Source organism: Bartonella sp. LB28NMGDW, from assembly GCF_042194435.1.
GTDB lineage: Bacteria > Pseudomonadota > Alphaproteobacteria > Rhizobiales > Rhizobiaceae > Bartonella > Bartonella grahamii.
On record NZ_JBHIMX010000001.1, the window covers coordinates 1 to 21,803 of the forward strand.

The window sequence follows — 21,803 nt, forward strand, 5'->3', positions numbered from 1 at the left end:
TCTTCCCATGATCAACGTGACCAATCGTACCAATATTAACATGCGGTTTTGTTCGTTCAAACTTGCTCTTCGCCATCGCTATTAATCTCTTGTTTTATTCCCTATCTTTGTTAGCATCTAGGGACAGTCCTGCAAAACTCAGTCTGACCAGACTGTAACCAGCCCAATCACCACAACTCTTAGACGTAAAACCCCACCCAATCTATAAATGGAATATCCTCCATCATACCTATTTGCCCAATCACCAACAACCATTTGGAGCGGGTAGCGGGAATCGAACCCGCATATTCAGCTTGGAAGGCTGCTGCTCTACCATTGAGCTATACCCGCATGACCCACATACTAACTCTCCTTCGATGAATGGTGGAGGGGGTTGGATTCGAACCAACGTAGCATACGCAACGGATTTACAGTCCGCCCCCTTTAACCACTCGGGCACCCCTCCATTACACCGGTAAAGTCGCGCAATGAGACATTACGACAACCATCTTGAATACCCATTCAATTCAATCTGATTGCGAAGTGGTTATGACGATTACTATTGTATCTGTCAACAGAATAAATACAATTCTGTACAAATTTCCTGCTCATAACTTTAAATCATAAATTTTTTCTCTCTATTTTTCTTATTAACACGCTATAAAGAAGCTATGAAAGAAAAAACATCACAAAATTCTCATTATGCTCGTTTACGTCGCCGATATCGCGATACAAAAAGCTCTTCTTCTCGATCTTTTACACACCTAAAGAAGAAAGCTGCTTCTTTACACCAAGGGATAATCCATCTTTATGGCATTCATTCTGTTCAGGCAGCTTTAGAAAACCCAAAAAGAATTTTAAAATGTCTTTACGTTACACAAAATGCCTTAAAACGATTAAATATATCCGAATCAGATTATCCTTGCTCTGTTACATTATGCACCCCCAAATATCTTGATTCGCTTGTTGGAAGTGAGGCTGTTCATCAAGGTATTGTTTTGGAAACTCTCCCCCTCAAACCATGCAAACTGTCGGAACTAACCAATACTGATCTGGTCATTGTCATGGATCAAATTACTGATCCGCATAATGTTGGCGCTATTATGCGCTCTGCAGTTGCATTGAAAGCTAAAGCGCTTATTACAACTTGCCGTCACTCTCCCCACGAAAACGGTGTTCTTGCAAAAGCGGCATCTGGAGCTCTGGAAATGATTCATTATATTACCGTACGAAACCTCGCTGAAGCTCTTCAAGAACTTCATCAAAAAGGTTTTACAAGCTTTGGTCTTGATTCAGAAGGGCACAAACCTCTAGAAACAGCATTAACAGGGAATAAAATTGCTCTTGTTTTAGGAGCAGAAGGTAAAGGTTTACGTAAAAAAACACGTGAAACCGTTTGCGCTTTAACACGCCTTGATATGCCTGGAAATATTAAATCATTAAATGTTTCAAATGCAGCAACAATAGCGCTTTATGTGGCACATAAATATCTTAGATTCTAGTTTTTATTTTTTTTGTGAAACATCAAAAAAACCAACCAACAAAAAACCCGCAAGAAACCCGCCAATATGAGCTTCCCATGCTATTGAGATGCCATTTTCTTCAAACAAAATAGAAGAAATACCTATGATAAAATCAGCCATCAGCCATACACCCATATAAACGAGCACCCCCTTAGAACACAGAGCTTTTTTAATGGACAATAAAGGTCCCAAAAGTTTTTCGTTCTGCGCATTGACAGCTAGATTACCACTAGGAAAACCGTAACGTGCAATAGCACCCATCATTCCAGATACGGCACCTGACGCCCCAATAAGTGATATGGTACTTTCTTGATGAAATGTAAAATAAGTCAAAACAGAAATAACTGCCGTTAACACCCAAAAAATTAAAAAACGTAAAACACCAAAATGCCTTGCTAAAGGAGAGCCAAAAACCAAAAGCCAAACCATATTAAGAGCAACATGTTTAAAACTACTATGCATAAATGAATAACTCACCATGGTATAACAGAGTGCTACAGGATCCCTCTTAAACAATGCTGGTATAAATGAAAAAAACTCAAGACTTTCAGTATAAACCTGATGAGAGAAAAAATACTGAGAAATGCAATAAAGACAAAAACAAAATGCTATCAAAACAACTATAATAAATGGAACATTCAACAAGGGTTCTTTAGGTTGTTTCGGCAATCGGGAAACATCATTATGTTGGTGACTAAAAACTTTCATTGTATAAAATCTCGTATTTTTCAGAAAATGGGTTATTCTTTATACAAAATAAATATACCACTCCCAGTGATACAGAATCTTTTCAACGCCTCTTCGGAGCCCCTTTTTCAATAGCTCTACATGAAAACACGTGTATTTTATACAAAAGATTTTAAAAAGCATGGATACCAAGAATATGATTTACAAACTTAGTGGTATCCTGCTTACTTAAATGTGAAGTTATCATACAATACACAAGAACTTACGAATAGATAAACTCACTTATGAGGTGGTGTATAATCAAAATATATAAACATTGTTTTCTTACTAGAAATATATTGATCATTGCATTTTTTAACTAAGCTATACTTCGATTGATAAACTTTAAATAATCTTAAATCTCAATTTTTCCATTAATATAGCTTGCATTGCTTCTACTCTTTGAATGAAAAACGACATCTCTATGAGAAAAAACTACCAACACAGCTTTCTCTAGATATACTCATTGGTGTTTCATGATGAATTACTCTCTTGATAGCCTTTTTCCCTCATAAATGCAAAAGCGTCAGTCCATCTCTTTAACAAATATAAACAAGCCTTTCATTTCAACCTCTAACAGATATAATTCAAGAACTGTCTCCTATGAAACACTGAAAAAATACGTTGGTTCTAATGATGCATCTTTGAATTTAAACAGTTCATGAAGGAAATTTTTATTCCTTATCTTAGAGAATCTTATCTGCACATCCGCCACTTGTAATGCGCAAGAGAATAATTTGGATTAATTCAATATAGAAAAATTTTAAATGAGAAAATCATAGGAATTTGAACCTCCTATTAAGTTGTAAAATGATAAATGACCATTATAAATCAATGTATTATAAATAGATAACACACTCATCATTGAAGAGGAAGATCTTGAGAATTCTGCTTGCAATCCTTTAACCACACATCATAAATAGGATGCTCAACAGCATTCAAACCAGGACTATCTGCAAACATCCATCCTGTAAAAATACGCCGTATTTTTTTATCTAATGTCACTTCATTGACTTCAACAAAACCAGTTGTACGCGTTGGTTCATCTTTAGAGCTCGTATAACACGCACGTGGTGTTACCTGTAATGCACCGTACTGATAAATTTTACCAAGAGTAACTTCAAAACGTGTGGTCCGCCCCGTGATTTTGTCAAGACCTGCAAAAACAGCAATTCCATTGCTAATACGTTCAGCACGCACCCCATTATTTAAGGATAAAAACACTAAAATTCCCATTAAAAAAATATATATAAAATGCCTCACCCCTAACAATAAAAAAAATCTCATCATATCAAAATTAATCGCACCTTAAAAAATAATTCTTTTCATAACATAGATTCAAATAAGACAAAAATATACGAGCGCATTAAAACATTTTATTTTTTAGGTGACCACGCATCATAATCTTCATGCACACAAGAACGCTCTCCACTGGAGGTGATAGCCCCCTTTGGTCGATAGCTCTCACTTGTTCCTGTCATATTTGCAACATGGGGCTTTTCCCATTCATAAGGATGATAATCCTCCTGTGTTGGTGGAGAATCACAGCGATGATGAATCCAGCCGTGCCAACCTGGTGGAATAGTAGAGGCCTCAGAATAGTCTTTATAGATAACCCAACGGTGCGGATAACCATCCTTATGAAGTCCCCCTTCATAATATATATTTCCAAATTGATCTTCCCCTATCCGCTTACCTTTGCGCCATGTGAAAAAACGCGTACCAATGGTATTGCCATTCCACCATGTGAAGATTTGCTTAAAAAAACGAGCCATCTGCTATTCCATTCATTTAGTGCGCTCATGAAATTAATCGTTGGAATAAAACTGTTAACGATTGAAATTACCGAAAAAGTTACTAGGAAATTCAGCTACAATTCCAATTGATAGGATAACGTGCTATCCCTTAATTTCAAGAAGATATCATATGTATGGCTTCTTCTCCACCCCATAAAATTTAATCTATGCCAAGTTTCATCTTAACCAATTCATTAACAACTTGAGGATTTGCCTTACCACCTGTTGCTTTCATTACCTGTCCAACAAACCAACCAGCTAGAGCGGGTTTCTGTTTTGCTTGCGCAACTTTATCAGAATTATTAGCAATGATTTCATCAACGGCTCTCTCAATTGCCTTTGTATCCGTCACCTGCTTCATATTTCGCTCTTCTACAATTTGGCGTGCATCTCCCCCCTCATTCCAAATAATCTCAAAAAGATCTTTGGCAATTTTTCCAGAAATAACTCCTTCTTTTATGAGATCAATAATGCTTCCCAATTGATTTGGCGATACTGGTGACTCTTCAATCTCACGATTATCTTTATTTAAAGCCCCTAAAAGGTCATTAATCACCCAATTGGCAACCATTTTTCCATCACGCCCACGCGCTACTTCTTCAAAATAATCAGCAATAGCCTTTTCCGTCACAAGAATGGAAGCATCATACACTGTCAATCCCATTTCCTTAACAAAACGTGCTTTTATAGCGTCAGGCAATTCTGGTAAGTCTTCTGCCAAAGCATCCACAAATGCCTGATCAAATTCTAATGGTAAAAGATCAGGATCAGGAAAATAACGATAGTCATGTGCTTCTTCTTTTGAACGCATAGAGCGCGTTTCACCTTTAGCCGCATCAAAAAGCCGAGTCTCTTGATCTATGACTCCTCCCTCTTCTAAAATTGCGATCTGACGACGCGCTTCATACTCAATTGCTTGACCAATAAAGCGAATAGAATTAACGTTTTTAATTTCACAGCGCGTTCCAAAATTTTCACCAGGACGACGAACAGATACATTGACATCTGCACGCATAGAACCTTCATCCATATTGCCATCGCAAGTGCCCAAATAACGAACAATCGTACGCAATTTTGTCATATAGGCTTTGGCTTCATCTGATGAACGCATATCAGGTTTGGAAACAATTTCCATAAGAGCAACACCAGAACGATTAAGATCTACAAAAGACATCGTTGGATGTTGATCGTGCATCGATTTTCCAGCATCCTGTTCAAGATGCAACCTCTCAATTCCCACTTCAATATCTTCAAATTGGCCATTCGAATCTGGACCAACAGATATGATAATCTTTCCCTCTCCCACAATGGGATAGCGAAATTGAGAAATTTGATACCCCTGCGGTAAATCTGGATAAAAATAATTTTTGCGATCAAAAACAGATTTTAAATTAATATGCGCCTTTAATCCTAACCCCGTTCGAACCGCTTGACGGACACATTCTTGATTAAGAACAGGCAACATACCTGGCATGGCTGCATCAATGAGTGATACATGATTGTTCGGCTCTGCACCAAATTTGGTTGACGCTCCTGAAAAAAGTTTCGAATTTGATATGATTTGCGCATGAACTTCCATGCCAATGATGACTTCCCAATCACCTGTAACTCCAGAAATAAAACGCTTAGAATCAGGAGTACGCGTATCAATGATGCTCATTGTCAATCCACTACCAATATTTTAAAATACACTCATGGCTTATCTAAAACCATTCTCTCAGTGCAATCATAGGATATAAATCTTACAAAAAGCCCGATTCTATCGGGCTTTTTCTGTTTGCATAAATATTAAGCTTTTTTAGGAGCCTTTTTCTTAACTGATGTTTTCTCTGTAGAGGTTTCTTTCACTGCAGATTTTTTCTTTGCCGGCTTTTCTTCAGGGACATCTGATTCGTCATATTCTTTCATCAACTCTTCAACCGTCACTTCTTTATCTGTGACTTTTATCTGTGCTAATAAATGATCAATGACCTTTTCTTCAAAAATTGGAGCACGTAGATTTTCAACAGCTTCCGGAGTCCTGCGGAAAAAATCCATAATCTCTTTCTCTTGTCCAGGATACTGACGAACCTGATCAAAAACGGCTGCTTTTAGCTCATCCTCACTAACTTTAACACCAACCTTCATTCCAATTTCAGAAAGCACCAAACCAAGACGAACACGACGTTGCGCAAGGATACGATATTCCTCCCGTGCCTTTTCTTCTGTAATACCTTCATCTTCAAAACTGCGCCCAGCCTTTTTCAAATCATCATTAACCTGAGCCCATATATTGTTAAACTCAATCTCTAAAAGTTCTTCAGGAATCTCAAAATTATAATCAGCATCTAAAGCATCAAGAATTTGACGCTTAACTTTTTGACGTGTCACTGAACCATATTGGCTCTCAATCTGTCCACGAACGACCTCACGTAAGCGATCCAGAGACTCTAAACCAACTTTTTGTGCTGCTTCATCATCAATTTTTAATTCATCTGGTTTAAAGACAGCTTTGACAGTAATGTCAAACTCTGCTTCCCGTCCGGCCAAATGTGCTGCACTGTAATTATCAGGAAATTTAACAAAAATCGTTTTTGCATCCCCAGCTTTCACACCAACCAATTGCTCTTCAAAACCAGGAATAAATTGTTTTGACCCAAGAATCAGTTGTGCATCACTATCTGCCCCACCTTCAAATGGAGCGCCTTCAAGCTTACCTTGATAATCTATGGTAATACGATCACCTTCTTCAGAAGCCCCCTCTTTTAGGGAATAATTACGCGTAGAAGAAAGGACGCGATTGATTTGATCATCAATATCCTGTTCAGGAATAGTTGCAATTTCACGGATAACCTTAATATGTTCAAAATCTTTAATTTCAATTTTTGGTAAAACTTCATACTTTAAACTAAAAGTAAAATCAGCTTTGCCATCTAGAATTTTTTCATCTTCATCTATATCAATTTTCGGCTGCATCGCTGCACGTTCATTGCGATCTGCTAAAATAGACCGAGGCGCATCACTGAGTATCTCATTGAGAATCTCCGCCATAAAGGATTTACCATACATTTTTCGCAAATGCCCACTAGGCACTTTACCGGGACGAAAACCATTAAGCTTGATTTTTCCCTTGGTATCATCCAATCTTTCATTCAACTTTTCTTCTAAATCTTTCGCTGGAACCACGATCTTAATTTCGCGCTTCAGTCCTTCATTAAGCGTCTCGGTAACCTGCATTAAACACCTTCATTTTCCTAAGGAGAGGGATAAACCCACTCTAATAATCATTACATTCTAACACTTCGAGTGTTACATTTACCATGAAGCGGAATTTCAGACACGTAGAAATCCGTAGCACTTAAGGGATTGCTTTGGTGCGGATGGAGGGACTCGAACCCCCACGGTCTCCCGCCAGAACCTAAATCTGGTGCGTCTACCAATTTCGCCACATCCGCTCAAACTTACAAGCTAATAACCTTATACAAGCGGCGTTTCTATACCATTAATTACAGAAAAAAAGCAAACAAATATATTAAAAAAAACAAAATCTATGCTTTTCATACATAACTGCTTACGCTAAAAGTCAATTATGTTAAAGACATTTGATATCCCAATTCATATCATCGGTGGCGGTCTTGCGGGGTGTGAAGCAAGTTGGCAAATCGCTCAGTCAGGAATTTCTGTTGTTTTGCATGAAATGCGACCCGAAAAAAAATCAGATGCCCATAAAACCGATAATTTGGCAGAACTGGTTTGTTCAAATTCATTTCGTTGCGATGATTCATTAACAAATGCCGTAGGGCTTTTACATGCTGAAATGCGATTAGCGAAATCGTTAATTATGAAAGCTGCTGATGCCAACAAAGTTCCCGCAGGTAGTGCCCTTGCTGTTGACCGTGATGGATTTTCAAAAACTGTTACGACAGCACTCGAAAACCATCCTCTTATAACAATCAAACGTGAAGAAGTTCAAGAAATTCCTAAAGCTTGGAAACATGTTGTCATTGCAACGGGTCCCCTTACATCGCCTGCACTTGCTCAAGAATTACAAGCAATAACCGGTATAAAAGCTCTTTCTTTTTTTGATGCGATTGCACCTATTATCCATACCGATAGTATTGATATCAACATTTGTTGGTATCAGTCTCGCTATGATAAAATTGGTCCTGAGGGAACAGGAAAAGATTATCTTAATTGTCCCCTCAACAAAGAACAATATAAAACATTCGTTGAAGCATTAAAAAATGCTGAAAAAACAGAGTTTCGTGACTTTGAAAAAACGCCCTATTTTGATGGATGCCTCCCCATTGAAATTATGGCTGAGCGCGGACTTGAAACGTTAAGACACGGTCCTATGAAACCTATGGGCTTAACCAATGCCCATAACCCTACAGTTAAACCTTATGCTGTCGTTCAATTACGCCAAGATAATAAACTTGGAACGCTTTACAATATGGTCGGCTTTCAAACAAAACTGAAATATGGTGAACAAATTCGCATTTTTAGAATGATTCCCGGTCTTGAAAAAGCAGAGTTTGCGCGTCTTGGTGGTCTTCACCGCAATACCTACCTCAACTCGCCAATTATTCTTGATCAAACCCTTCGTTTAAAACAAAAAAAACAACTACGCTTTGCAGGACAAATTACCGGATGTGAAGGTTATGTAGAATCAGCGGCAATAGGGCTTCTTGCTGGACGTTTTGCTGCTGCCGAATATCATCATATTTCCCCTTGCCTACCCCCACAAACTACAGCATTCGGAGCCCTTTTGAATCATATTACGGGGGGACACATCATAGATGAAAAAGCAGAAACACAGTCCTTTCAGCCAATGAATATCAATTTCGGACTCTTTCCCCCTATTGCTTCTATTAAACATTCAGGAAAACGCCTAGCAAGTAAAGAAAAAAAATTAGTAAAAAAACAAGCCATAACAGCGAGAGCTCTCAATGATTGTACTCAGTGGTTAGCAGATAAAGAATCAAAGAGTTTCTGTTTATAAAAAACACACGATTCGCTTCTCATCTACTGATATGACTCTCGTGAAAAAATCATTCTAAAGCCTTTTAATGGCTGTCTCTCCCAATCAATAAATACTACCTACGTTTCATCATTTATTCAATTATGTAGGTGCTTGTAAAATAACTTTTGGCTATAAAAAACCTTTACCGCTACCAACAATTTATATGATTTAATAACTAAAAATAAAATAGATGGAAAATACACAAGCAATACTGTACTATCTCTATTGATTGATAGTTTTTATATTATGTAATGTAATTAGTTTATAGAAGAAAAACGCTCGCTTGCATATCACAAGTGAAATAAAGATATGGAAAAAATATTTGTAGGATAGAGCTTGATCTGTCTCTTCCCTCTTAAATGCCAAGAAAAAACATAATATTGAAAGTGAAATCTGATTATCATAAGATTCTTTCATTTCAGATTCTCTTATAATAAATCGATAAAAATTATCCTCTTGGTGCGTCACAAGCAAGCTTGGCGTATAAGTAAAAGAATAAAATTACCCCTTATGCACTCGTCTCAGATATTGAGGGCTAGTCGCAACATTATAGGAACTGAGAAAAATAGTACAATGGCACCAATATGCGCTTTTATTAAGCATAAATGGTGGTATATAATAACTTTTATACACTTCACAGAGTTTTTTGCCTCATACTATTTACGGGTCTTATTTTTGAAATAAACACCGTAACACTTCAGCGTAATAAAAGTTAACATTACATTTTATAACCCATACCAGTACTTCACTAATACAGTGCAATATTTTATTGAAATGTCTAAAAACAATATATTTTAAGCTGACAGTACTTTATACAACACTTAAAATCATTTTCAAAAATACCAGCAATAAATGAAAATAAAAAATACCGCAAAGATCTCAAAATATTATATAAAAAACACGCATAATACATGTGTAAAAAAAACCCGCTTATAAATAAATCGGGTTTTTTAATGTCGCTTAAATTATTTTTTATTAACTGCTTCTTTAAGGCTTTTTCCTGCAGAAAATTTGGGTACAGAACGTGCTGGAATATCGATTTCAGCACCAGTTGAAGGATTACGCCCCTTTGTTGCAGCACGATGAGAAACTTCAAAAGAGCCAAAACCAGGAAGACGAACATCTCCTCCTGAAGCCAAAGCTTCTGTTACAGAAGCCATAAAAGCATCAACAACAGCACCAGCTTGCGCTTTCGAAACACCTGCCTTTTCAGCAACGGAGCTAACCAATTCACTTTTATTCATAAAATATTTCCTTTCCCTATATTACCTGACAACATGACTTAATCATGTTATTGGTCAGTTTATTGAAAAGTACAACAAACAGAAGTCTTATTTTTATCCAAAACATTGTTTTTTTAGCAATAATCACAGTTATTCACGGAATTTTTTACTTTTTCCAACAAAAAACAGAATAATAACCTCAACAACGCCTTCTGCCACCTAAAAAATGTCGTTATAAATGAGATAAGTGAATCAGTGTGCAATCTGTATTCCTTCACTATCACTGCTCTCTGACCGGATTGGGACAGCCACCGTAGAGGGTTCTTTCCATTCAATAGTGTCTGGAAAACGAACCAAAGCATGTTTCAAAACTTCACTCACATGATTTACCGGAATAATTTCCATATTATTTTTGACATCGTCAGGAATATCAACCAAATCTTTTGCGTTTTCTTCAGGAATAAGTACTTTTTTTATCCCTCCTCGAAGAGCTGCTAGGAGTTTTTCTTTTAATCCACCAATTGGTAAAACGCGTCCACGTAAAGTAATTTCACCAGTCATTGCAATATCTTTATGCACAGCTACTCCTGTAAGAACCGAAACAATTGCTGTCACCATTGCAATCCCAGCAGATGGGCCATCTTTTGGCGTCGCACCCTCTGGAACATGAACATGGATATCGCGTTTTTCAAAAAGTGGAGGTTCAATACCAAAATCAACAGCACGAGAACGTACATAAGATGCTGCCGCTGAAATGGACTCTTTCATAATATCACGTAAATTTCCAGTTACAGTCATCTTACCTTTGCCGGGCATCATAACTCCTTCAATGGTCAATAACTCTCCACCAACTTCTGTCCACGCAAGGCCTGTCACAACACCAATTTGATTTTCTCCTTCAATCTGATTGTAATGATAACGTTTAACACCCAAGAAATCATGAATATTATTTTCTGTAACTTTTACAGATTTTTGATGCGTTTTGAGAATTTTTGTAACAGATTTGCGGGAAATTTTCATGAGTTCACGCTCAAGGTTACGAACGCCTGCCTCACGTGTATAAAACTGAATAATTGACCTTAGTGCTCCATCAGAAATACTAAGTTCTTTTTTAGACAAACAGTGATCTTTTAGTGCCTTTGGTAAAAGATGCTGTTTAACAATTTCCATTTTCTCACATTCAGTATAACCAGCAATACGAATAATTTCCATACGGTCCATTAACGGACCTGGAATATTAAGCGTATTGGCAGTTGTGATAAACATGACATCAGAAAGATCATATTCAACTTCCAAATAGTGATCAATGAATGTACTGTTTTGTTCAGGATCAAGAACTTCTAATAAAGCGGATGAAGGATCTCCACGAAAATCTTGTCCCATTTTATCAATTTCATCAAGCAAGAAAAGCGGATTAGATTTTTTTGCTTTTTTCATAGACTGGATAATTTTTCCAGGCATCGAACCAATATATGTTCGGCGATGTCCGCGAATTTCTGCTTCATCCCGCACGCCTCCCAATGAGATACGAACATACTCACGCCCCGTCGCCTTTGCAATAGAGCGCGCTAATGATGTTTTCCCTACACCAGGAGGACCTAACAAACAAATAATGGGACCTTTTATCTTTGATGCTCGACTTTGGACGGCCAAATATTCAATAATTCGCTCCTTAACTTTTTCAAGACCGAAATGTTCATTATTCATGACCTTTTCAGCAAAATCTAAATTGTTTTTAATTTTAGATTTTTTACCCCAAGGCATTGCTAATAACCAATCAAGATAGTTACGTACAACAGTCGCTTCTGCAGACATAGGAGACATATTCCGTAATTTTCTCAATTCTGCCCCAGCTTTTTCCTGCGCTTCCTTGGATAGTTTTGTATTCTTGATGCGTTCTTCTAATTCAGAGAGTTCATCTCGGCTATCATCACCTGCGCCTAACTCTTTTTGAATAGCCTTCATCTGCTCATTGAGATAATATTCTCGTTGGTTTTTTTCCATTTGCCGTTTAACATGCGAACGAATACGTTTTTCAACCTGCAAAACAGAAATTTCTCCTTCCATGAAGGACAGAACTCGTTCAAGACGGGCCCGTACAGGTAAGAGCTCTAATATTTCCTGTTTTTCTGCAAGTTTAATCATCAAATGAGAAGCAATCGTATCGGCAAGCTTAGAAGGATTATCAATCTGGCCAATCGCATTGACAACTTCAGGAGAGATTTTTTTATTAAGCTTTACATAGTTTTCAAAATAAGCAATCACTGACCTTGAAAGAGCTTCAATCTCAACATCACTCTCTCTAGGTTCTTCTGTAACAGTTGCAAAAGCCTGATGATAACCTTCACTTAAAGCAAATTGACTAATTTTTGCACGTGCAGTTCCTTCAACCAAAACCTTTACAGTACCATCAGGCAGCTTTAAAAGTTGAAGAATATTGGCAAATGTACCAATATGATAAATATCCTCTGATTTTGGATCGTCATCAGAAGCGTTTTTTTGTGTCACCAAGAGTATTTGCTTGTCAACCGCCATCGTTTCTTCAAGAGCACGAATTGATTTTTCGCGCCCCACAAAAAGTGGAACAATCATATGGGGGAAGACAACAATATCACGAAGAGGTAAAACAGCATAAACCCCATCTCTTACTTCATCTGTCTTTTCATCAATATATTGCATAACTCTCCTTTCTGGAGCCTATGAGCTATCTACAACAACCAGCCCACCTTTAGAAAACCCAGCTCTTCACAGTACATGAAGTGGTAATTACTCATACATAAATCAAGCATTATAATGATATTATTATAAACACCCATCAAATACCGTTCATTATCACCTTTTATATTGTGCATCGCACAATATCATGCTGATACATTTTCTTTATCTTCTGCACGTTCTGAGTAAATATAAAGAGGACGCGCTTTCCCATCAACGACATCACTCGAAATAACCACTTTTTGAACGCCTTCAAGAGCCGGTAGCTCAAACATCGTCTCAAGAAGGATCTTCTCCATAATTGAACGTAAACCACGAGCACCAGTTTTACGTTCAATTGCTTTCTTCGCAATAACACGTAAAGCATCTTCATGAAATGCTAACTCGACATTCTCCATTTCAAAAAGACGCTGATATTGCTTTACTAACGCATTTTTAGGTTGTGATAAAATTTGCATGAGGGCGTTAACATCCAAATCCTCTAAGGTAGCGACTATAGGAAGGCGCCCAATAAATTCTGGTATTAGACCAAATTTTATAAGATCTTCAGGCTCTAAATCACGAAAAATTTCACCGACACAACGCTCATCAGGAGCCTTAACGGTCGCAGAAAAACCAATAGAAGTTTTTTCACCACGTCCTGAAATAATCCGTTCTAAACCTGCAAAAGCTCCCCCACAAATGAATAAGATGTTTGTGGTATCAACCTGAAGAAACTCTTGTTGCGGATGCTTACGTCCACCTTGAGGAGGAACAGAAGCAATCGTTCCTTCCATAATTTTTAATAACGCTTGCTGAACCCCTTCCCCCGAAACATCTCTTGTAATAGAAGGATTGTCAGCCTTACGAGAAATCTTATCAACCTCATCAATATAAACAATACCACGCTGCGCACGTTCAACATTATAATCTGCTGCTTGAAGAAGCTTCAAAATAATATTTTCAACATCTTCACCCACATAACCCGCTTCAGTCAAGGTGGTCGCATCCGCCATCGTAAAAGGCACATCAATAATACGTGCTAATGTTTGTGCAAGATAAGTTTTACCACAGCCCGTTGGACCAACAAGAAGAATATTTGATTTAGCCAACTCAATATCATTGCTTTTAGACTGATGCGCCAACCGTTTATAATGATTATGAACAGCAACAGAAAGAACACGCTTTGCATGCTGCTGACCAATAACATAATCATCAAGAACTGTTATAATCTCCTGTGGCGTAGGGACACCATCACGCACCTTAACCCCAGAAGACTTATTTTCTTCCCGAATAATATCCATGCAAAGCTCTACACATTCATCACAGATAAATACAGTAGGCCCCGCAATGAGCTTACGCACCTCATGCTGACTCTTGCCGCAGAACGAGCAATAGAGAGTATTTTTTGATTCGTTCCCGCTATTGCTAATTTTGCTCATTTTTCTTTCCTTTCACCACGATATATGAATACTTTGCCTTTTCAAAGGAAGCTTTTCATCATGAAAACTAAAAGACATATAGAAAACCATGCATGTCTCAATCTTTTTAGGTGTTTGTCTTATTTTGCGATATTTTTTATAAAACTCTGTGATTTAAAGTAGCTGTTTTTTCTATAAAAACTCTTAATCTTTTTCTTCTTTTTCAGTTTCTGCACGATATTGTATAACATCATCAACTAAGCCAAACGCTTTGGCTTCTTCTGCTGTCATAAAATGATCGCGATCGAGAGTTCTCTCAATAATCTCATAATCTTGACCTGTATGTTGAACATAAATTTCATTTAAACGCCGTTTCATCTTTATAATGTCTTGCGCATGTCGCTCAATATCTGAAGCTTGACCTTGAAAACCACCAGATGGTTGATGCACCATAATACGTGCATTTGGCAATGTAAAACGATGACCTTTTGCTCCAGCTGTTAACAATAAAGACCCCATAGATGCCGCCTGCCCCATGCAAAGCGTAGAAACAGGAGGGCGAATAAACTGCATAGTATCATAAATAGCCATACCAGATGTTACGACACCACCTGGAGAATTAATATAAAGACTAATTTCTTTTTTAGGATTTTCCGCTTCCAAGAAAAGCAATTGTGCACAAACAAGCATTGCCATACCATCTTCGACAGGACCATTAATAAAAATAATCCGCTCCTTTAAAAGACGGGAAAAAATATCATAGGCCCGTTCACCACGATTGGTTTGTTCAATAACCATAGGAACAAGGCTTAATGCTGTTTTCATTGGATCACTCATATTTTTACTTTCCGTTCATATAACAACCGCTCTTTACACATTCAATGTTTTTATCCATATGTTAACATTACTCTCTTGCGCAAGCTACAATCAAGAGCTATTTAAGGTAGATTAAAATCTCAATAGTTAAAATAGCAATAATAACTCTATCTAAACAAATGATGAACATCAGGGATGCGAGATACCGCCCAATGGTAAAAACTTCCTTCCTGAGGTCTTTTCGTGGTCTTTGTCTTTCTGTGAATATGAAAGCCTATCAAGCGTGAATCTGTAAGCGGCTTTATGCCAAAAGCTGGTTCAAAAATACGTTCAGTTTTTCGCCCAGTCCAATAATAAAAAGTTTCCTTTTCCTTTGCTTCATGAAAAAAACCATATCGTTTTGCTAATCGTGAAATACCATCATTGCCAAATATCGTAACACCAAGACTTCCCGGTAAAATCGGCATTTTTTTCTCTTTAACCAGAATGGTCTCCAAATACGACGCTTAAATCCAAGCCAATGAGGAATAATTTCTGTGCCTGCCCAATAATCTTCAAATATTTTTATAATAGGGTTATTGGGTGGAAAATAAAGTGCAGAAACGCCTACTCTTGTATTATTTTCTCTTGCCAACCAAACCTTATCCGCATCTGGATGAAATTGTTTAACAAGGTAAACATCTGTATCTAACCAAACACCTTGTTGATATTTCATCAGCATAACACGAAAAAAATCCGAAAACTGAACAATTGTATACCCTGGTTTATTATCAGAAAAATCGGGGTCAAGGCGATAAATTGCTGAGCGTGGTAAAATTGATTCGGCTTCATGCAACTCAACACCGGCAGGAAGATTATCTATTTTTTTATCATAACTAAAAAGCTTAACGCGCTGTCCAGTTTTAACCATTGAGGACAAACAAAGCCTATCCACCAATCTTAATTGTCCACTATACCAAAAAGTACAAATATCCATAGATAATATATCAAAAATATTCTAAACTTACGCGAAAGAGTTGTTCAACATCACGAACCCTATCAGCAAGAGCAAAAATCACTATTCTATCACCAGACAAAATGCGCGTATCTGCCGAAAGTTGTATTATTGTCTTATTGCGATAAATTGCACCAATTCTCAAACCATCTGATAAATTGAGCTCTGATAATGACTTACCAACCAATGAAGATGTTTGCATCACTTCAGCTTCAATAATTTCTGCTCGGCCATTAAAAACTGAATGAACAGAACGAATACGTCCACGGCGCATTTGTTGCAAAATTCTCGATATTGTAACGCTATGGGGATTAAGATATGCATCCACACCAACAGCACGACTAAATTCTTGATAGGCAACATTATTAATCAATACCATATTGGCTTTGCAGCCCAATCTTTTAGCAATAATAGCGCTTAAGAGATTAACCTGATCTTGATTGGTCAATGTAATCATTAAATCGGACTGATCAATTCCCGCATCTTGAAGAATCACTGGATCTAACACGTTACCGTATAAAACTGTTGTTTTTTCAAGCTGATCAGCAATCGTGAGAGCTCTTTCTCTATGCGATTCTATAATCTTCAATTTTAATTTATGGAAACGCTTTTCAATAGCCTGTGCAACATAAAGGCCAATGTGACCGCCTCCTGCAATAATCATGCGGTGGGCATCTTGTTCTTTATGACCAAAAAGCCCAACAGCACGGCGCATTTGATCACGAGCAACAACAAGATAGGTTATATCACCAACGCGTAATTGCGTTTCTGAATGTGCAACCAATAATTCCGCGCCACGTTTAATAGCGGTAACCGTCGTATGAAGATCTGGAAAAAGCTCTGTTAATTGACGCAAAGGTGTATTAATAACTGGACAATCTTCCATGCATTCCAAGGCTAGCGCAACAACATCATCATTACAAAAATAAAGAACATCTATTGCACCAGGTAAAGCAATACGGCGCAAAACCATTTCCCCAACTTCAACTTCTGGCGAAATAACCACATCAATGGGAATATTCTCTCTGGAAAAAAGCGTCTTATAACGTGGTTCTAAATAAGATTGTGAACGAATACGAGCAATTTTTGTGGGCACATTAAATAATGAATGTGCTACTTGACAAGCTACCATATTGACTTCATCAAACAAAGTGACAGCAATCAACATATCAGCTTTGTCTGCATCTGCAGCCAAAAGAACTTCAGGACGTGAACCGTGACCAACAAAACCTCTCACATCCAATGTATCGCGAATCTTTTCAATTAATCTCGTTTCAATATCAATAACAGTAACATCGTGATTTTCAGCAGCAAGACGCTCTGCTATCCCATACCCAACCTGTCCTGCTCCGCAAATAATAACACGCATCGCTTTAAGAAACTCCAAGCGCTTTAAGTTTACGGTGCAAAGCTGAACGCTCCATGCCTATAAATTCAGCAGTACGTGATATATTTCCACCCAAACGCCCAATCTGTGCCACTAAATATCTCTTTTCAAACAATTCTCGTGCTTCACGTAACGGCAAATCCATTATACTTTCATCTGAATCCATTTGAAGACGTGGCAAAGAATCACTTACTTCACTGGGAAGAAAGTCCGCTGTTATAGGACCATCACCATCCCGCACAAGAATAAGAAGACGCTCAATATTATTGCGTAATTGCCGCACATTACCCGGCCAAGCATGCGTTTGCAAAATAGCAATCACATCATCACTGATTGCACGCGGTTTAATCCCAACCTGCTGTGATATTGTTTTTACAAAATGATGTACAAGTTCTGGAATGTCTTCACGACGCGCTGAAAGGGGCGGAACAGCAATAGGAACAACCGAAAGACGGTGGAAAAGATCTTCTCTAAAGCGCCCATCAGAAATGAGGTTTTCAAGATTTTGCGCTGTCGAAGAAATAATACGCACATCCACTTTAACACGTTTTGTGCCGCCAACTCTTTCAAATGTCTGCCCCGTTAACACCCGAAGAATCTTACCTTGAGTCTCACGTGGCATGTCAGCAATTTCATCAAGATATAATATACCGCCATGAGCTTCCTCTAAGGCACCGATCTTGCGCTCTCTTCCTTCCATTTCACTGCCAAACAGCTCTATTTCCATTCTTTCCGGAGTAATCGTTGCAGCATTTATTGTAACAAATGGCCCATTCGAACGCGTTGAGAGCGCATGAATAGTTCGTGCAACAGTTTCTTTTCCTGCCCCTGAAGGACCTGTTATCATGACGCGACTATTGGTTGGTGCTACTTTTTCTATGATTTGACGCAAATTTTTTACAACTGTCGATTTTCCGAGCAACTCTAATGTCTCGTTCGAACGCTTTCGCAATTCTAAAAGCTCACGTTTTAAATTTGAGTTTTCAAGTGTTCTCTCTGCAACCAATACAAGTCTATCAGCTTTAAAAGGTTTTTCAATGAAATCATATGCCCCTCGCTTTATAGCGGAAACAGCCGTCTCAATATTACCATGACCAGAGATCATAACGACCGGAAGAGCCGGATATTGCGTTTTAATTTCATCAAGCAATGCTAAACCATCAAGACGACTACCCTGTAGCCAAATATCCAAAAAAATGAGCTTTGGAATACGCTCACTAATTTGAGCCAATGCTTCATCAGAGTTACAAGCAACACGCGTTTCATAACCTTCATCATCTAAAATACCAGCAACAAGCTCACGAATATCTGCTTCATCATCAACAATCAAGATATCTGATACCATACTATTCCCCTATCTTATGATTTATGGCTTGTATAATACTACCCTGCTTACCCCCATCCGCCGGAAATATCAAACGGATCATCGCACCACGACCTTCATAAAAACTCTCCGGTGCATCATGAAGCTCCATGGAACCACCGTGATCTTCAATAACTTTGCGCACAATGGCTAACCCGAGCCCTGTTCCTTTTTCCCGCGTTGTTATATAGGGCTCTAATAACTTTTGTCTTTGCTCTTTAGGAAGTCCTTTCCCATTATCAACAACATCCACAACCACCCATTCCTCTTGACGATAAGAACGGACAAGAATATGACCGTGGATATTTTCCTCTCGCACAACTGAATCTATGGATTCGCTCGCGTTTTTGATAACATTGCAAAAAGCTTGTACAATGAGACGGTTATCAAATGCACCCATAAGTGGTAGACTTCCTAAATCTTGCTCAAAATGAATATCATGTCGTGTCACTTCTATCAAGAAACATGCTTCGCGCAACAATTCTCGTATATCTAAAATATGCATTTGTGGTTTGGGCATACGTGCAAAAGAGGAAAACTCATCAACCATACGCCCAATATCTCCAACCTGTCGAATAATTGTCTCAATACACCGCTCAAAGACCTCTCTATCTTGTGTAATAACTTTGTTATAACGTTTACGAATGCGTTCAGCGGATAACTGAATAGGTGTGAGGGGATTTTTTATTTCGTGTGCAATACGCCGTGCAATATCCGCCCATGCCGCTGTACGTTGCGCTGCAACAAGGTCTGTAATATCATCAATTGTTAGAACCCAAGATTGCCCCTGTCCATCATCCTCTTCCATCGTAACTTGGACATTACAGACACGCTCTTTTCCTGCAACGTTTAAAGTAACCTGCTCACGATGATTTTTACGATCCAATGAACGTGCAAACTGAAAAACCTGCCAAATTTCAGCACTTAAAGATAAAAGACTTTGTCCAACAACGTGTTCAGAGCGAATATCAAACATCGCTTCAATAGATCGATTAATAATTGTAATATCACCATTATCATCTATACCAGCTACTCCTGCTGTTACACCCGATAACACTGCTTCAGAAAAACGCCTTCTCTCATCAATTTGATCACGCACTGCAATCAACTCATTGCGCCGACTTTTCAATTCACTAACCATGTAATTAAAAGTTTTGGATAATTGCCCAATATCCCCATCTTTTGCTCGTACTGGCACAAAAATTTCCATATTTCCAGTAGCAACATCATCAGCTGCACTAATGAGAAGACGAATAGGACGTACTAAGCGATCAGCGACAGCAATAGCGGCCCAAATAGCTGATAAGAATAAACTAAAAAAAAGACATAAATAAAGCATACCAAATGCAATTTGCGTCAGCAGGCGATTTTCATTTAAATCACGATAACGATCTGTATTGACTTCTGTCAAACGCAAAGCAGATAAAACACCTTTATCAACGTCACGCACCAAATATAGAAATGTGTTTGGAATGTTGGTAAATTTTAAAATAATACCAAAATAATCATGCACGCCTGGTTGAAAAGAAAAAGGCCTCGCACTGGTTGCACGTTCAATAAGATTGGAAGGAGGAATTGGCAGTTTATCTTCATCACCAAGAGCACTCGATATAAAAATAGCTCCGCTAGAACTTAACAAAAATGCGCCACGCAAATTGCGTCCTATAGCATGGCGCGTCAATTGCATCCTATATTCAGCTGGATTACGTTCTAAGAGTTTTTTGTTATCAAGTGCAAATGCCATCGCGTAGGATAAATTTTTTAAATTTTGAAGCATTTCATCTGCATAAGCATTTGCTAAATCAATAGAAGAGCCCACAATTTGCCGCGTTGTTGTATCAAACCATCGATCAAGTCCCAAATTTAGTGCTGGACCCGATACAAGAGCTACAGCAACAGCTGGCATTGTTGCAACAAGTGCAAACAATGAAATAAGGCGCACATGAAGACGCGACCCTGCACGCCTTGAACGCCAAGCACGAATGATCGGAATCATCTCATAAAAAACGATGACAATAAGCCCTAAAACCCAAAAACTATTAATCCCTATAAGAATAAGAGTTACTGTTCTACTGGGAACAACAGGGGTTAATCCAATAAGAATAATAAATGAAACAGAGGCCGTAAGTAAAGCCAATACAATAATTGTAATCCCTAAAAAAATATATACCTTACTTAAACGATACAACTCATCGTTATAAGTATTTTTATCTATGTCTTGAAGATTCGTCACAGATGTTATATTCGTCATGAGCTTACATACCCTTATCCCATTATTCTCATATAACCTTTTGTAGCAAAAATTGACAATACTAATACTACATTTAAAATAGAGCAAATATAGTCAACGAGAAAGAACTTCTACATTTTGCAAAATATCTTTAAAATAAACTGTGTTCGACGATACTTTACGAAGGAAATGAGATGCGATTAACAAAACAAACAAATTATGCTCTTCGAATGCTCATGTATTGTGCAGATAATCAGGGAACTCTCAGTCGTGTTCCAGAAATTGCTAAAGCATATGCCGTTTCAGAACTTTTTTTATTTAAAATCCTTCAGCTGCTTGTTCAAGCAGGTTTTATACAAACAGTGCGTGGACGCAATGGTGGAGTTAGATTGGCGAAACCCGCAGCAGAGATTTCAGTCGCTGATGTTGTGAAAGTAACAGAAGATAACTTTTCCCTAGCAGAATGTTTCGATACTGCAGAACCAACTTGCCCCTTGATCGATTTTTGTGGTTTAAATACCGCACTTCAAAAAGCATTAAATGCTTTTTTTGAGGTGTTATCCGTGATATCCCTTGCTGATCTACAACAACCATCCTTTCAAAATCATTTTAAAATTAATGACAAAAAGGCAAACTAAGATTATAATAC

The 21,803-nt window shown here is 37.9% G+C and carries 15 protein-coding genes, 3 tRNA genes and 2 pseudogenes; 3 read left to right on the plus strand and 17 right to left on the minus strand.

Features of this window, described 5'->3' with window-relative positions; genetic code table 11:
• The 3 genes and pseudogenes from ACFIKG_RS00005 to ACFIKG_RS00015 form a co-directional block, all read right to left on the minus strand.
• A pseudogene (locus ACFIKG_RS00005) lies at positions 1-76 on the minus strand (elongation factor Tu); the annotation flags it as partial.
• 180 nt (positions 77-256) lie between these two features.
• Positions 257-330, minus strand: a tRNA-Gly gene (locus tag ACFIKG_RS00010).
• Positions 331-361: 31 nt separating this feature from the next.
• A tRNA-Tyr gene (locus tag ACFIKG_RS00015) sits at positions 362-445 on the minus strand.
• 205 nt (positions 446-650) lie between these two features.
• On the opposite strand from ACFIKG_RS00015, the gene ACFIKG_RS00020 reads away from it, so the two are divergent.
• Positions 651-1,481, plus strand: coding sequence for a TrmH family RNA methyltransferase (locus tag ACFIKG_RS00020; RefSeq protein WP_375651533.1), 831 nt, complete (start codon positions 651-653; stop codon positions 1,479-1,481).
• Between the two features lie 3 nt (positions 1,482-1,484).
• Here the strand turns inward: ACFIKG_RS00020 and ACFIKG_RS00025 are convergent, their stop codons facing one another.
• From ACFIKG_RS00025 to ACFIKG_RS00050, 6 genes are all read right to left on the minus strand, one after another.
• Positions 1,485-2,210, minus strand: coding sequence for a rhomboid family intramembrane serine protease (locus ACFIKG_RS00025; RefSeq protein ID WP_375651534.1), 726 nt, complete (start codon positions 2,208-2,210; stop codon positions 1,485-1,487).
• Between the two features lie 879 nt (positions 2,211-3,089).
• Entirely contained in the window at positions 3,090-3,515 is a 426-nt protein-coding gene (locus ACFIKG_RS00030) for a DUF2155 domain-containing protein (RefSeq protein ID WP_375625183.1), read from the minus strand.
• 89 nt (positions 3,516-3,604) lie between these two features.
• The gene (locus ACFIKG_RS00035) at positions 3,605-4,003 is read right to left on the minus strand and encodes an NADH:ubiquinone oxidoreductase subunit NDUFA12 (RefSeq protein WP_375624962.1); all 399 of its coding nucleotides are present in this window, start codon (positions 4,001-4,003) and stop codon (positions 3,605-3,607) included.
• 181 nt (positions 4,004-4,184) lie between these two features.
• A complete protein-coding gene (gene gatB / locus ACFIKG_RS00040; RefSeq protein WP_375624963.1) occupies positions 4,185-5,684 on the minus strand; it encodes an Asp-tRNA(Asn)/Glu-tRNA(Gln) amidotransferase subunit GatB in 1,500 nt (499 codons plus the stop codon).
• Positions 5,685-5,812: 128 nt separating this feature from the next.
• Entirely contained in the window at positions 5,813-7,240 is a 1,428-nt protein-coding gene (tig, locus tag ACFIKG_RS00045; protein WP_375625960.1) for a trigger factor, read from the minus strand.
• Positions 7,241-7,375: 135 nt separating this feature from the next.
• Positions 7,376-7,458, minus strand: a tRNA-Leu gene (locus ACFIKG_RS00050).
• Positions 7,459-7,592: 134 nt separating this feature from the next.
• Between ACFIKG_RS00050 and trmFO the strand changes: the two genes are divergently transcribed.
• Entirely contained in the window at positions 7,593-9,005 is a 1,413-nt protein-coding gene (gene trmFO / locus ACFIKG_RS00055) for a methylenetetrahydrofolate--tRNA-(uracil(54)-C(5))-methyltransferase (FADH(2)-oxidizing) TrmFO (RefSeq protein WP_375625958.1), read from the plus strand.
• 986 nt (positions 9,006-9,991) lie between these two features.
• Here the strand turns inward: trmFO and ACFIKG_RS00060 are convergent.
• The 8 genes and pseudogenes from ACFIKG_RS00060 to ACFIKG_RS00095 all read right to left on the minus strand — a co-directional run bounded on the left by ACFIKG_RS00060 (position 9,992) and on the right by ACFIKG_RS00095 (position 21,175).
• A complete protein-coding gene (locus ACFIKG_RS00060; RefSeq protein WP_012231443.1) occupies positions 9,992-10,270 on the minus strand; it encodes an HU family DNA-binding protein in 279 nt (92 codons plus the stop codon).
• Between the two features lie 231 nt (positions 10,271-10,501).
• Positions 10,502-12,928, minus strand: a complete 2,427-nt coding sequence (lon, locus tag ACFIKG_RS00065) for an endopeptidase La (protein WP_375651535.1) — start codon at positions 12,926-12,928, stop codon at positions 10,502-10,504.
• Positions 12,929-13,110: 182 nt separating this feature from the next.
• The gene (gene clpX, locus ACFIKG_RS00070; protein WP_273723371.1) at positions 13,111-14,385 is read right to left on the minus strand and encodes an ATP-dependent Clp protease ATP-binding subunit ClpX; all 1,275 of its coding nucleotides are present in this window, start codon (positions 14,383-14,385) and stop codon (positions 13,111-13,113) included.
• Positions 14,386-14,568: 183 nt separating this feature from the next.
• The gene (clpP, locus tag ACFIKG_RS00075; RefSeq protein WP_012755012.1) at positions 14,569-15,201 is read right to left on the minus strand and encodes an ATP-dependent Clp endopeptidase proteolytic subunit ClpP; all 633 of its coding nucleotides are present in this window, start codon (positions 15,199-15,201) and stop codon (positions 14,569-14,571) included.
• A gap of 146 nt (positions 15,202-15,347) precedes the next feature.
• Positions 15,348-16,156: pseudogene (locus tag ACFIKG_RS00080) on the minus strand (hypothetical protein).
• A gap of 10 nt (positions 16,157-16,166) precedes the next feature.
• Complete coding sequence (trkA, locus tag ACFIKG_RS00085; protein WP_012755010.1) at positions 16,167-17,543, minus strand: Trk system potassium transporter TrkA; 1,377 nt, start codon at positions 17,541-17,543, stop codon at positions 16,167-16,169.
• 4 nt (positions 17,544-17,547) lie between these two features.
• Positions 17,548-18,906 carry a sigma-54 dependent transcriptional regulator gene (locus ACFIKG_RS00090; protein WP_012755009.1) on the minus strand — a complete coding sequence of 453 codons (1,359 nt, stop codon included), beginning with the start codon at positions 18,904-18,906 and terminating at the stop codon, positions 17,548-17,550.
• A gap of 1 nt (position 18,907) precedes the next feature.
• Positions 18,908-21,175, minus strand: a complete 2,268-nt coding sequence (locus ACFIKG_RS00095) for an ATP-binding protein (RefSeq protein WP_375625950.1) — start codon at positions 21,173-21,175, stop codon at positions 18,908-18,910.
• Between the two features lie 173 nt (positions 21,176-21,348).
• On the opposite strand from ACFIKG_RS00095, the gene rirA reads away from it, so the two are divergent.
• Positions 21,349-21,792 (plus strand): iron-responsive transcriptional regulator RirA, encoded by a 444-nt coding sequence (gene rirA / locus ACFIKG_RS00100; protein ID WP_273788340.1) that lies wholly within the window; start codon positions 21,349-21,351, stop codon positions 21,790-21,792.
• The last annotated feature ends 11 nt before the right edge of the window (positions 21,793-21,803 follow it).